The following is a 13,407-nucleotide window of genomic DNA, read 5'->3' on the forward strand; positions in this document are numbered from 1 at the left end:
AAAATAAAAAACAAAAAAAAATAATATAAAACTACCAAAATGAGAAAATCGATTGTTGCAGGAAACTGGAAAATGCATAAAAATGCTGCACAAACTGAAGAGTTATTAAACGAATTAATTGCTAAAATTCCAGCAAAAACAAATGCACAAGTAATTGTAGCTCCAACTTTTGTAAACTTACAAGCTGCTGCTGCTAAGTTGAAAAATACAACTATTGGAGTTTCTGCTCAAAACGTTCACCAAGCAGAAGGCGGTGCTTTTACAGGAGAAATTTCTGCAGATATGTTAACAAGCATTGGCGTTAATACAGTAATCTTAGGTCACTCTGAGCGCAGAGCTATTTTCCACGAAACTGATGCTCTAATCGCAGATAAAGTTGATACAGCTTTAAAACATGATATGACAGTAATCTTCTGTTTTGGAGAAGAATTAAAAGATCGTCAGTCTGGAAATCACTTTAACATTGTTGAGAATCAATTACGTGATGGTGTTTTTCAAATCGCAAAAGAATCTTGGTCTAAAATTGTTTTAGCTTACGAACCAGTTTGGGCTATTGGAACTGGAGAAACTGCTTCACCAGAACAAGCTCAAGAAATGCACGAATTTATCAGAGAAGTTATCCGTAAAGCTTTTGGAGCTGATATCGCTGACGAAGTTTCTATTTTATACGGTGGTTCTGTAAAACCAGAAAACGCTAAAGAAATCTTCTCTAAACCAGACGTAGACGGTGGTTTAATTGGAGGTGCTGCTTTAAAAGCTGACGATTTCCTAGCAATTGTAACCGCTATCTAATTTTAAATTTTGAAATCCCTATATAAAAAAAGCGTCCCGATGCATCGGGACGCTTTTTTTATATTCTCTCTTTGACTTTCAGCTTTTGACTTTTGACCTTCGACTAATTGATAAACGATTTCAAAAGCGGACAATTGTACTTTTTAAACGTTGGCGTTGATTTGTAAATTGAATAAAAATTAACTAGTTCCTTCCCTGCTTTAAAAGGATTTTTAGCCTCTTCCTCCTCAGAAATCAATTCTGCGTAATGATTAAAATAATTACACTCAAAAATCATTAAACTGGCCATTGCTTTTTCGTTGCTGTTTTTAGACATCTTTAGAGCCTTTTCGTAATATATTTTGGCCATTTTCAGATTGTAATAATTACCACTTTGATATTTCTTTTCGTTTTCAGTATTATTTCCGTAAACATAATCTGTATATGACCCTCCTGAACTCCAATCGTAAGCCGTCATCATCCATGAATTACCTAAATACGATACATTAAAATAAGCATGTGCCAATTGCAGATTACTACTTGCTGTATTTTGTTTTTTAAGCTGAATTAATTTCGCAATAAAATCGGTTTTATTGAAACGATAATCGAATTTACGCTCTATGTCATTTTGAAGAATTTTAGGTGTAAAAGGGTTTTCGTTTAAATAATTCTTATACTCATAACTCTTTTCCCAAAAATCCTGAGGCATGCTTGAAAACGTTGCATAAGCTAATTCCAGATTATTATTTCTAAAAGCGATTGTTCCTTTTAAATCTTTATAATAATTAATATTTGGAGCAATTGTACCTGAGCAAATATATTTTTCAAAAGGTGTTTTATCTCGCTTGAGTTTTAAAGCAATTAAGCGATCCATATCCTCAACTGTTGCAGTCCTATCAAAATAACCAATATAACTATACAAATAAGGATCATAAACATTTTCTTCCAGTTCAATTTGAGAATATTCGCCTTCATTTTTAATATCCGATTTCATTGAAAGTAAACCAGCTGTAACCATATCACCTCTTTTAAGAAATTCACTACTTGCAATTCGGTACAAACTATATAAATTTTTAAACAGTCCGTGATCGGTTTCTACTAGATCTTCAACAGAACTGAAATAAGTATAAAGCTGATTCTGAACTTTCTCATCTTTTAAATTATCTTGTTTTAATGAAACCAAAGCCAATTGAATATTTTTCTGCATTTGTATTGAAGGATTTGCTTTATTAGAAATCAAATCAGTATATTTTTTTCCTTCGTCAACCTGATCATCAATAAAACACAATTGAGCAATTGCCGCTGTAATATAATCTTTCTGCTCGCCAGAAGTCTGTTCACGAATAGAAATCAGGAAATATTCTAATTCTCTCAAGTATAAAATATCTTTATTGAAGTTTTCCTCTTTCGCTTTAGCATAATTTTCATACCAATCTGTACTGTTAAAAACAACAGATGGTGTTCCGTCATTGGTATACTGAGGCGTAAAAATCCAATCTTCGAGTTTATTTACTTCTCTTCCTATCAAGAAACTCAAAAACAAACTGTTCGGACTTAATTCATAAATTTCTTTAATAGATTTTAAATCTGGTGCTGGGTTTCTAAGACTTTCAATAGACAAAATAACACTTCGCTCTTCGTCATTTTGTGCCAAAGCCAAAGTTTCTTCGGTCAATTTCCAATTGTAATGCTGTAGAACGGCAAACGATTTTTCTTCGCAGGAATTAAAAACTTTACTCAATAAATAATTTTGCAAAGGCAGATTATCAATACATAAAGCCTTATAATATAATGCCCAAGGATTAAGAATTGTATTTGATTCTGAAGCAAAATAGTCATTATATAATTCCACAACTTTTTGCTTTTGCTGCGCATAAAAATAATATCGCAATGCCAAAAAGGCGTAACGCTGTTTTAAAAATGAATCTTTCGCAGATTTTATTTTCTTTTCAAAATCGAAATTATCTTCTGATTGACTATTATCATAATTACTCCCCACTTGATCCCAAGATTCCCATTTTGTATATTCTACATTACCATATTCCAGTTTTTTAGCCAACAGAATATAATTTAAAAAGGTTTTGTTTTTAGACAATAATAAAGCTTCTACAAAAGTGTTTTTAGGGAATGCATTTTTCAAAGTTTTGTTTTCAAATGCTGTTTGAAATTGTTCAGAATCTGTTTCATACAAAATCTTATGAACGTCGTCTGGATTAATACTGTTTCCTAATTTCTTTTTCCATTCTAAACAATTCTTTTCCTGATCGACACTAGAAATAGTATTGGTTGAATAATAATAATCTGCTGAATAGTAGAATGGCGTAAGCTTAAAGAATCCTTCACGTTGCGCCTTAAACAAAGCTAATCGGCTGGTTTCTGGAGAAACACCCCATCCGCAGGCAAATGAAAACTGAACGCTTAAAAGTAAAAGTAAACTGCTAAAAGCGCGCATAAAAATTGGAGATATTTTCGGTTCCATAATCGTTTATATATTTTTTATCAAAAGAGAAAAAGGTCACTTTTGTCTCATTATCAATCTGAATTTTGTTTTTAACAATCGAAATCATTTTTTCTATCTCATTGTCTGAAATTTTCTCGATTCTAATTTCGTCACCATTTCTAAGATACGTCTGACCTACTAAAACATCATCTTGCAAAACATATTTTGAATCTGAAGTTTTCTTTACTTTAATCGTATCTTTTATCAATTTATCATAATCGGACAAGATGCCTTTAAACTGATTTCCTCTAAAAGCAACTGCCCAACTGTATAATGGCAATGCAATATCTAATTTGAGTATATAATCGCTATGTGTTATATATTGCGCCAATTCTTCACTGGTGCCAATTGAGTTTTTAGTCTGAAAATCATCTGGTTTCGTAATATTATAACACATCAGCAAACCTTTATCAACTGGTGGAATTCCAGCTTTTGAAGCATATTTATATTGCCAAAGCCTTATAGTTGCCACAAGTTTTGACGACGGAAACTGCTTTTTAATCTGCTTTAATAAATAGAAATAATTCTTCTGAGATTTTTCGGTCCAATCACAATCAATTAGGATTTCTTTAAAATCAACTTTCAATTTGGCTGATTCGGCTGATTTTACTGAATCGTAATTTAATTGTTTAAAGTCTTTTTGTTTGTAATAATCTTTAGGATACACAATGTTTGAAGCCAATATTTCGGCTTTTCGATCGTTCATCCTTTTACCGATCTGCTCTATTCGTTTTGCCATTCTAATCGCCAAACTATCCAATTGTTTTGTATCTGATTTTAAAACAACTTCGTTTGTAATAAAAATGCTTGGCGTTATATCAGGATTACTTTTATTAAACGAAATATCCCAAATAGTAGCAACAGGAAGCGATTCTTTTGAATAGGGATTATAATCTACATCAAAAAAACGGACATACATATGTTTGACTCCCATTTTATTTACTAAAGAATCTTCTTCATCTTGCAAATAAAGATTGGTTTTCCAAAAACAAAAAGATCGAATAACATCGTGCTCTTTTTCGCAACTTGCAGAGCTCAAAACAACCAATAAAAGCACCAAAACAACATTTTTCGCCATAATAAAAAACTTACAAATTTTAATTCAAAATTAGCATTAAAATTTAGAACAATATGATTTATTTATGAACAACTTTTACTTTGTATTCTTACCTTTGCAAAAAATTTAATTTATGTCAAACATCTATTTAGGATATCATTTTACAATTGAGCCAAAAGAATTGGGTTCTGAAATTTTAGTGGCTGAACTAGGCGAAAAAGCATTTGAAAGTTTTACAGAAACTGAAAACGGAATTTCGGCTTTTGTGAAGAAAGATTTATGGGATGAAAATATTCTAGATGATATCTATATTTTGCAATCTGAAGAGTTTAAAATTGAATATACGATTGAAGAGATCGATCAGGTAAACTGGAACGAAGAATGGGAAAAGAATTTTGAACCAATTGATGTAGACGGAAAATGTCACGTTCGTGCTCCTTTTCACGAAAAAACAGACGCTGAATTTGATATCGTAATTGAGCCAAAAATGAGTTTTGGAACTGGACATCATGAAACCACTCACATGATGATTCAGCATTTACTTGAAATGGATGTTAAAGGTTTAAAAACACTTGATATGGGATGTGGAACTGCCATTTTAGCTATTTTAGCTGAAATGAAAGGTGCTGAACCTATTGATGCGATTGATATTGATAATTGGTGTTATTTGAACTCTATCGAAAATGCGGAACGCAATAATTGCAAACACATCAGCGTTTATGAAGGCGATGCGGCATTATTAGCAGGCAAAAAATACGATTTAATTATTGCCAATATCAACAGAAATATTTTGCTGAATGATATGCAAGCATATGTAGATGCTTTAAATCCAAAAGGAATTATTCTTTTTAGCGGTTTTTACGAAGAAGATATTCCATTTATCGATGCATCATGCGTCGAAAAGGGTTTAACTTATGTTAAAAAGCTTCAAAGAAACAATTGGGTATCTTTAAAATACGTAAATTAGATACTGATAATCAATTCAGTACAAAAACTATAAGATATGAGTACTAAAGAAAAAGTAAGAGAAAGAGTTCGCGAAAAAGAAGCCATTGCTTTTAATAACGAGATCATTGTGTATAATGATGATGTAAACACTTTTGATCACGTAATTGATACTCTTATGCGTGTTTGCAGCCACACAGCAGAACAAGCTGAGCAATGCTCTTTGATTGTACATTACAACGGAAAATGCACTGTGAAAACAGGCCCGATAGAAAAACTGAAACCGCAATGCACACAACTTCTCGAGGCTGGTCTTAGCGCCGAAATTGTTTAATTGCATATAATTTTTAAACGCATTCTGTTTTATTCTATACTAGAATTGAACAGAATGCGTTTTTATTTTTATTAATTTAAAATTATGAGAAATATCTTTCTTTTAGTAATTCTATTATTGTCTTTTATCTCAAAAGGGCAAGCAAAATTTGAGGATCTTCGCAAGCAGTTGACGGAAAATAAGACTTACGAATATGTGTATGGTTTTGAAAATAATTATGCTGTATTTAGAACTTTTAACGAAAAAATGGGATTAATTGATTCTCTCGGAAATGTAGTTATAAAGCCCACATATCAATTCATCCATAATAGAAAAGATCTTAAAAATATATTTGAAGCTGGCAAAATAGTCAATAAAAAATTCAAAAGAGGATTTATTGATTTGCAGGGCAATATTAAAATTCCATTTGATTATGAAGATGTTTTCTACTTAGGAAATAATCTGGTAAGAGTTTCAAAAAACAACAAAAGCGGAGTTATTGACCTGAAAAATAAAATCATACTGCCGATTAAATATGATAATATAATAGACAGCAATGCTATTTTATTTGTCCAGAGTAATAATAGCATTGATTTATTTAATGCTGAAGGAAAACAGATTACCAATTTTCAGGCTTTTGATATTGAATATTTCCAGCATAAAAGATCGATTGTAACGCTTCAAAACAAAAACACTTTAATAATTGATACTCTTGGAAACATTGTTTTAAATACTATTAAAGATCATAAGTTTGAAAGAATACTTGCTCAAGATGCTTTCCTTATTTTAAACAAATTGACCAAAAAGAAAGGCATTATAAATTCAAATGGAAAATATAATATTGAGTGCAAATACGATGAAATTTATCCTTCTAATTCAATTTATATTGTAAAAAACAATGCAAAAAATGGTCTGGTCGATCAAAAAGATTCTGTTTTGAAACCTTTAGTTTACGATAACATTTATGCTGTTTATTCTAAAGATAGTATTTCATTCAAAGATCATTATTTTGCTTATAAAAATAATTTACAAGGCATTGTAAATCCATATCTGGAAAAAGAAATTATTCCAATTTCGTATCAGTATATTAATCCTTTTTCTAAATACTATATCACAACTAACCCTGAAAACAAAGAAGGTATACTTTCTGCCAAAGAAGAAGTTATAATTCCGGAAGAGTATGATTTTTATAGTGCTTCTCAAAACAAAATTTTTGCTGCAAAAAAGTCTAAAAAATATCTTCTTACAATTGAAAACAATAATTACACTGAGACCGAAATTTTTGTAGATGAATTTGTAAAGGATAATTCTATTTTTAGAGGATTTGCAAAGAGCAACTATCAAGTTTTTAAAGACAAGAACAAATTTGGTGTTTACAGCAATAACAATACGTTAGCAATTCCGGCAGAATATGATGCGATTACAGAGATTTACGGAACGGGAGAATTTGTTGTAAAGAAAAACAATAAGTACGGAGTTGTCAGTTCTGATAATCAAATACTTTTAGATATAAAATACGACTCATTTCAAATCATAAAAGAATCGGTACGATTTAATATAAAGAATCCAAAAACGGTAAAATTTCATCCTGTAAAATATCCTTTTGAGTCTCAATAATTTGCAATTTTATTTTGAATAAATAACACAATCATAACTGTTTAATTACAAATAATTCAAAATGCATTTGATTTTATTATATATTTGAACGAAATAGAATGCATTTTTTATGGAAGAATACGGAAAGATATTGATTATTGCAATGCCGGTTTTTTTAGCCTTGATTATCATTGAAAAAATTTACGGCATTTACAAAAAGAACGACACTGCACCATTAATAGACAGCGTTTCCAGCATCAGTTCTGGCATTACCAATTCGGTTAAAGATGTTTTAGGACTGAGCGTGACTTTTCTTTCTTACGAATGGCTAGTTTCTAAAATTGCATTACAGCATTTAGATGCTAATGTTCTCTCCTATTGCATTGCCTTTTTTGTTATCGATTTTTATGGCTATTGGAGCCATCGTTTGGCGCATCAGATTAATTTTCTATGGAACAAACATGCCATTCATCATAGTAGTGAAGAGTTTAATCTTGCTTGTGCATTGCGTCAGCCCATTGCTAGTTTAGTCAATTTATTTACTTTTTTATTGATTCCCGCAGCTTTGTTAGGCGTTCCTGCTTCTGTAATTGCAATTACGCTACCTATTCATTTATTTTTACAATTTTGGTATCACACCAAACATATTAAAAAAATGGGATTTGTTGAGTATATTTTGGTAACTCCTTCACATCATCGCGTGCATCATGCCATTAATCCAGAATATCTAGATAAAAATCATTCGCAGATTTTTATTTTTTGGGACAAGCTTTTTGGTACTTTTCAAGAAGAATTAGAAGACGTACCTCCTGTTTTCGGAATCACAAGACCAGCCAATACTTGGAATCCTATAAAGATAAATTTTCAGCATCTGAGTTTATTAATAAAAGATGCCTGGCGCGCTCCAAAATGGAAAGACAAATTGACAATTTGGTTTAAACCAACAGGCTGGCGTCCGGAAAACTTTGAAGAAAAATATCCCGTAAACAAAATCGAGAATGTTTTTAATTTTGAGAAATATGGCACACAGAACTCTCAAAAACTAATTTACTGGTCTGTTATTCAAATGTTGGTAACATTACTATTTGTAAGTTATCTGTTTGAAAATATTGCTAAAATTGGTCTTCCAAACATCTTCATCTATGGCTTTTTTATTTTTGTAACCATATATAGCTACACAGAGCTAATGGATAAAAATCGGTTTGCTATTTTATGGGAAGCTATCCGATTAGGAATTGTAATTTGTATCATTGGTTATTATGGAGATTGGTTTGGTTTAAATCGTACAATTCCAATTAGTAATTATATTATTTTTACTTACCTAATTTTATCTTTCTTGACAACACTTTATTTTGTTAATTTTGACTTTAAAACCAACCAAAACCAATATACCAATTCATAACCCCTATTATGAGAAACTCATTTTTTTTTAAAATTTATGTAGCATTTAGTATAGTTTATCTCATTATTCTACTCTTTGGCTACGAACGTTTTGACCTTTTTCTTAAACCCATCCTAATACCAATTATTGGGTTTGGAGCTTACTTTTACAGGAAATTTCCAACTCAGAATATTTTATTGGCCGCACTTGCGCTTTCTTGGCTTGGAGATGTCATTTTGCTTTTTACTGATCTTGGTGAAATTTATTTTATTCTGGGGCTTGTATTTTTTTTAATGGCACACATTGTTTACTGTGTACTTTTTAATAAACAGAAAAGAATCAGAAAAAAACAAAACAAACCGCTTTTTATATTTGGAAGTGTCTTTATTGCATTCTACTTAATCGGAATGGTTTCTGTTTTAATGCCTTATTTAGGAGAACTTGAAATTCCTGTTTCCATTTATGCTTCTGTGATTTCAATTATGCTTTTATTTGCTTTCAACGGATTTTTGGTATGGGAAAAACCAGGGAATAAACTTGTATTTTTAGGCGCCATTTTCTTTATTATTTCTGATAGTATTTTGGCAGTGAATAAATTTTATGCTCCCATTCCTAAAAGTTCCTTTTTTATTATGCTGACTTATCTTCTGGCACAATATCTGATTGTAGTTGGTACTTTAAGGCTAAATCCAAAAACAACAGAACAAGCAGTTTAATTATCCAACAATCTCGACCATGAAAAAAATAGCTTTTTTAATTGTTTTATTAATCAGTGTTTCTTCTTGCGTAAGCACAAAATCGACTTTAAAGAATGTCGACGATAACGCACCTGATTTGATTCTAAAAAAGGACAATACTTTTGCTATAACGCAATTTGCTAAAGATAAAAAGTACGGTTATGATCCTGATTATCCAATTAATATCTTTTTTCAAAACACAAATAACGAAGCTCTAAACGAAACCCGTTTCTTAAACGCCTTGGCTGGCCCAAATGGCGAAAAAATAACGTATTCCAGATTAGAAACGTGCTGCCCGTTCCCGACTAAAAGAAGTAATATGGGCGCTGGATTTTTGAACGTTTACGAGTTAAAATGGGAAGGACAGAAAAAACCGGTAAAACTGTATTTGAATATTTATGAAAAAGGGATTTTAATGGTTCCTCTAGGTTTGAGGCTGAAATAAACAGTCTCAAATTAAAATTATGCTTAATTTACTACCCTTGCTTCTCATTATTTTACCTGTCTTATCACAATTAATACTGGGAAGTTTTTCAATCTATAAACCGTCTTCTCTAAAATTCACTATTATTTCTTGGATAAATTTTATCCTTCAAATTGTACTTGCCTTTGTGGCTTTTAATATTGCGGATTATAATTTTTCTAAACAATACGAACAATATCCAAATCCCGTCAGATGCGGAATGCCTCTTGTCGGAATTGCTGTAGCTTGTTTCTTTTTTCTTTTTGTTCTCATTTTGATTATTGTCACTCAATTTTTGATTAAAAGATGGAAAGAAAATAAATCAAAAAGACATATTAGTCAAAACTAAAAAACAACATTAAACGGCAAAACTTCAGAACATGATAAATGTCATTCATCATGTTCTTTCCATACTTTAATATTGCCTCGGAAAAAGCATTTAATCATTTAGAAGAAGTTTTAGAAATTCGTTAATTCTAGTAAGCTCCTAGTCAGTTATTCGACTTCTTAAAATAATCTTAAATCTTCATCCGCTATTCATAAATCATAACTACCTTTGCATTGCAAAAAAATAATTTTATGAACTTACAACATATTCCACAAATTAAGCATACTGACAGCGGAAATTTCTTTTTATTAGCAGGACCTTGCGCTATTGAAGGAGAAGAAATGGCTCTTAGAATTGCTGAAAAATTAGTTGGTATTACCGACAATCTTCAGATTCCTTATGTATTTAAAGGATCTTTTAAAAAAGCAAACCGTTCTAGAATTGACAGTTTTTCTGGAATTGGTGACGAAAAAGCATTAAAAATCTTAAGAAAAGTTTCAGAAACTTTTCACGTTCCGACTGTAACAGATATTCACACCAATGAAGATGCTGATATGGCTGCACAATATGTAGATGTATTGCAAATTCCTGCTTTCTTAGTTCGTCAAACTGATCTTGTTGTAGCTGCTGCCAACACAGGAAAAACCGTAAACTTGAAAAAAGGACAATTTATGAGCCCAGAAAGCATGAAACATGCTGTTCAAAAAGTTTTAGACTGTAATAACGAGAATGTTATGGTTACAGATCGCGGTACTATGTTTGGCTACCAAGACATGATTGTAGATTTTAGAGGAATTCCTACTATGCAACAATATGCTTCTACAGTTCTAGACGTAACGCATTCACTTCAACAACCAAATCAAACTGCTGGAGTTACGGGCGGAAGACCTGACATGATCGAAACAGTAGCAAAAGCGGGTATCGCAGTTGGTGTTGATGGTATTTTTATCGAAACGCATTTTGATCCTGCTAATGCAAAAAGTGATGGTGCTAATATGCTTCATTTAGACTATTTTGAAGGTTTGATGAATAAATTAGTAGCTATTAGAAAAACAGTTAACTCATTTTAATTTTTTATAATACTTAAGTTCTTTGAAAACAAAAATTTTATTTTTCTTACTGGCTTGTGTTTCTTTAAACACATTTGCTCAGGAGGAAATACCAGTACAAAAATATGCTGCACACAATAAAGGAAAATTCTTTGTTATGTGGGGTGGTAATAGAGAAAGTTACTCAAAATCTGATGTTAACTTTAGAGGTAAGGATTACAACTTTACTGTTGAAAATATGTCAGCTCATGACAAACCAAAAGGATGGCATGTTGACTATGTTAATCCTGCAAATATGACTATTCCTCAAACGAATTTGAGACTTGGTTACTTTTTTAGTGATCATTATAGTGTTACAATCGGTGTTGATCACATGAAATATGTAATGGCTCAGAATCAAATTGCAAATGTTAACGGAAACATCAATTTACCTTCAGATGATCCTGCATCAATCTACAATGGTAACTACAACAACACTCCTGTCGATATGTCTCAAGGAGGAGCCAAAGAAGGTGGTTATGGCAATGGTGAAGTAAATGTAAACGGTCCAGCTTTTTTAATGTACGAACATACAGATGGTTTAAACTACATTAATACGGAAGTTGCCAGATTTGATGATATTTCTAAATGGTTTGGTTTGCCAAATATCGATAAAGTTCAGATTAACTTAACTGAAGGTATTGGCGCTGGGGTTTTATATCCAAAAACTAATACTACGATTTTAGGTAAAGAACGTCACGATGATTTTCATGTTTCTGGTTATGGGGTTTCTGCAAAAGCAGGTCTTAACATTACTTTTTTCAAACATTTTTATGTTCAAGGAGAGTTAAAAGGAGGTTATATCAACATGCCGGATATTAAAACAACAACAAGCCCTGAAGATAAAGCGTCTCAACACTTTACTTATTTTCAACGAATTATTGCTGTTGGAGGTATTTTCAGAATCTAATATTTCTCAAAATATATTTTAGAAAATAGCTGTCATTTTATTTGGCAGCTATTTTTTTTATTATTTACTTTGTAACTCAAAGTACTTTAAATTTTACTTTATGAAATTCAAAAAATACCTATTCCCAATCATTACTTTTATCATAAGCTTTGGCTGTGCCTTGTTTGTGGCTATAAAAGTTTTTCCGAACAATCCGTTTACTGGAACCAAAGAAGAAAAAATGGTGGCAAGCAAGTTTAAGGATGGTGATCTAATTTTTCAGACCTCAGAATCTAAACAATGCGAGGCCGTTCGAATTGCAACTAATTCGAAATTCTCACATTGTGGCATTATTTACAATATTAACGGAAATTGGTTTGTTTTTGAAGCCGTTCAGCCAGTAAAACTTACTCCGCTTGAAGATTGGATTAAACACGGAAAAGACAGCAAATATGTCGTAAAAAGGTTAAAAGACGAAAATGCTTTAAGTCCGCAGATTTTGCAAAAAATGAAAGATTACAGTCAGCAATTTGACGGTAAAGAATATGATGCTTATTTTGAATGGACTGACAGCAGAATATATTGCTCTGAATTGATTTGGAAGATTTATAAAAACGCTGCAGGAATCGAATTGTCTAAACTTAGAGAGTTGAAAGATTTTAATTTGCAAGATCCAAGAGTTCAGAAAATACTAAAAGAGCGTTATGGCAATGATATTCCATTAGAAGAAAAAGTCGTTGCTCCTTCTGATATTGCCGAATCTAATATACTAAAAACAGTAGTAGACACTTACTAATATTTCAAAAAAGCTAGTCCTTTATTCATTCTAGCTTTTTTATTTGCTAATTAACTTTGAAATTCAAAGAACTTTTAAACTAATACCTTATGAGAGATTATTTGATTGAAAAACTGTATGAATGTTCTAAAAAACCGTATCAAAAATATTTTAAAAAGAATGAACCTTGGAATATTGATAAAAACACTCTAATGGATTATCCTGAAGAAAGTTTAGGATTTGGCTTAGGAAGCTTTCTTTACAAAAACCATTTTGATATTCAGGAAAAACTCGAAGATCATGATATTATCCATGTTTTGACAAATACTGGCGTTTCGGTTTATGAAGAAATTGGCATGCAGTATTATTTGCTTGGGAATGGAAAGAAAAGCATGTATCTGTTTATGGTAATAGCAACTGGAACTATTTTTTACCCGAAGCGCATTAACTATTTTATTCATCAATTTAAAAGAGGAAGAAAAGCAAATTCATTTCATTATCTCGATTTTTCAAAAATGCTTTTTATGCCTGTTCAAACTATTCAGCAAACTTTTAAAATTTAAA

Annotated in this window: 14 protein-coding genes; 12 read left to right on the forward strand and 2 right to left on the reverse strand. The window is 31.4% G+C overall.

All coding sequences use genetic code 11. The features are described 5' to 3' along the window. Positions 1-39 precede the first annotated feature (39 nt). Positions 40-792, forward strand: coding sequence for a triose-phosphate isomerase (gene tpiA, locus AAYQ05_RS11405; protein WP_343543421.1), 753 nt, complete (start codon positions 40-42; stop codon positions 790-792). Between the two features lie 103 nt (positions 793-895). Here tpiA and AAYQ05_RS11410 read toward each other — a convergent pair whose 3' ends face one another. Both AAYQ05_RS11410 and AAYQ05_RS11415 read right to left on the reverse strand, forming a co-directional pair. Then, positions 896-3,250 carry a hypothetical protein gene (locus AAYQ05_RS11410; protein ID WP_343543423.1) on the reverse strand — a complete coding sequence of 785 codons (2,355 nt, stop codon included), beginning with the start codon at positions 3,248-3,250 and terminating at the stop codon, positions 896-898. Next, positions 3,210-4,349 carry a hypothetical protein gene (locus AAYQ05_RS11415; RefSeq protein WP_343543425.1) on the reverse strand — a complete coding sequence of 380 codons (1,140 nt, stop codon included), beginning with the start codon at positions 4,347-4,349 and terminating at the stop codon, positions 3,210-3,212. Before AAYQ05_RS11415 ends, AAYQ05_RS11410 begins: the two co-directional genes overlap by 41 nt. Positions 4,350-4,461: 112 nt before the next feature. Here AAYQ05_RS11415 and prmA point away from each other — a divergent pair, with 112 nt between their 5' ends. From prmA to AAYQ05_RS11470, 11 genes are all read left to right on the forward strand, one after another. Then, entirely contained in the window at positions 4,462-5,295 is an 834-nt protein-coding gene (gene prmA, locus AAYQ05_RS11420) for a 50S ribosomal protein L11 methyltransferase (protein ID WP_008462980.1), read from the forward strand. A 36-nt stretch (positions 5,296-5,331) separates the two neighbouring features. After that, a complete protein-coding gene (locus tag AAYQ05_RS11425) occupies positions 5,332-5,607 on the forward strand; it encodes an ATP-dependent Clp protease adaptor ClpS (RefSeq protein ID WP_111376979.1) in 276 nt (91 codons plus the stop codon). Positions 5,608-5,691: 84 nt separating this feature from the next. Next, a complete protein-coding gene (locus AAYQ05_RS11430) occupies positions 5,692-7,203 on the forward strand; it encodes a WG repeat-containing protein (protein ID WP_343543428.1) in 1,512 nt (503 codons plus the stop codon). A 109-nt stretch (positions 7,204-7,312) separates the two neighbouring features. Further along, entirely contained in the window at positions 7,313-8,584 is a 1,272-nt protein-coding gene (locus AAYQ05_RS11435) for a sterol desaturase family protein (protein WP_343543430.1), read from the forward strand. Positions 8,585-8,592: 8 nt separating this feature from the next. After that, the gene (locus tag AAYQ05_RS11440) at positions 8,593-9,279 is read left to right on the forward strand and encodes a lysoplasmalogenase (protein WP_343543431.1); all 687 of its coding nucleotides are present in this window, start codon (positions 8,593-8,595) and stop codon (positions 9,277-9,279) included. Positions 9,280-9,298: 19 nt separating this feature from the next. Continuing rightward, positions 9,299-9,745: a 2-dehydro-3-deoxyphosphooctonate aldolase gene (locus AAYQ05_RS11445; protein ID WP_177210046.1), complete on the forward strand. Its 447-nt coding sequence runs from the start codon at positions 9,299-9,301 to the stop codon at positions 9,743-9,745. Positions 9,746-9,764: 19 nt separating this feature from the next. Then, complete coding sequence (locus AAYQ05_RS11450; protein ID WP_343543433.1) at positions 9,765-10,112, forward strand: hypothetical protein; 348 nt, start codon at positions 9,765-9,767, stop codon at positions 10,110-10,112. Between the two features lie 230 nt (positions 10,113-10,342). Then, positions 10,343-11,161: a 3-deoxy-8-phosphooctulonate synthase gene (gene kdsA, locus AAYQ05_RS11455; protein ID WP_132990404.1), complete on the forward strand. Its 819-nt coding sequence runs from the start codon at positions 10,343-10,345 to the stop codon at positions 11,159-11,161. A gap of 22 nt (positions 11,162-11,183) precedes the next feature. Continuing rightward, positions 11,184-12,089 carry a hypothetical protein gene (locus AAYQ05_RS11460; protein ID WP_343543435.1) on the forward strand — a complete coding sequence of 302 codons (906 nt, stop codon included), beginning with the start codon at positions 11,184-11,186 and terminating at the stop codon, positions 12,087-12,089. Positions 12,090-12,189: 100 nt separating this feature from the next. Beyond that, positions 12,190-12,864, forward strand: a complete 675-nt coding sequence (locus AAYQ05_RS11465) for a YiiX family permuted papain-like enzyme (RefSeq protein ID WP_343543437.1) — start codon at positions 12,190-12,192, stop codon at positions 12,862-12,864. Positions 12,865-12,953: 89 nt separating this feature from the next. Next, positions 12,954-13,406 (forward strand): hypothetical protein, encoded by a 453-nt coding sequence (locus AAYQ05_RS11470; RefSeq protein WP_281632137.1) that lies wholly within the window; start codon positions 12,954-12,956, stop codon positions 13,404-13,406. Position 13,407 lies beyond the last annotated feature (1 nt).

Source organism: Flavobacterium movens, from assembly GCF_039581425.1.
Taxonomy (GTDB): Bacteria; Bacteroidota; Bacteroidia; order Flavobacteriales; family Flavobacteriaceae; genus Flavobacterium; species Flavobacterium luteolum.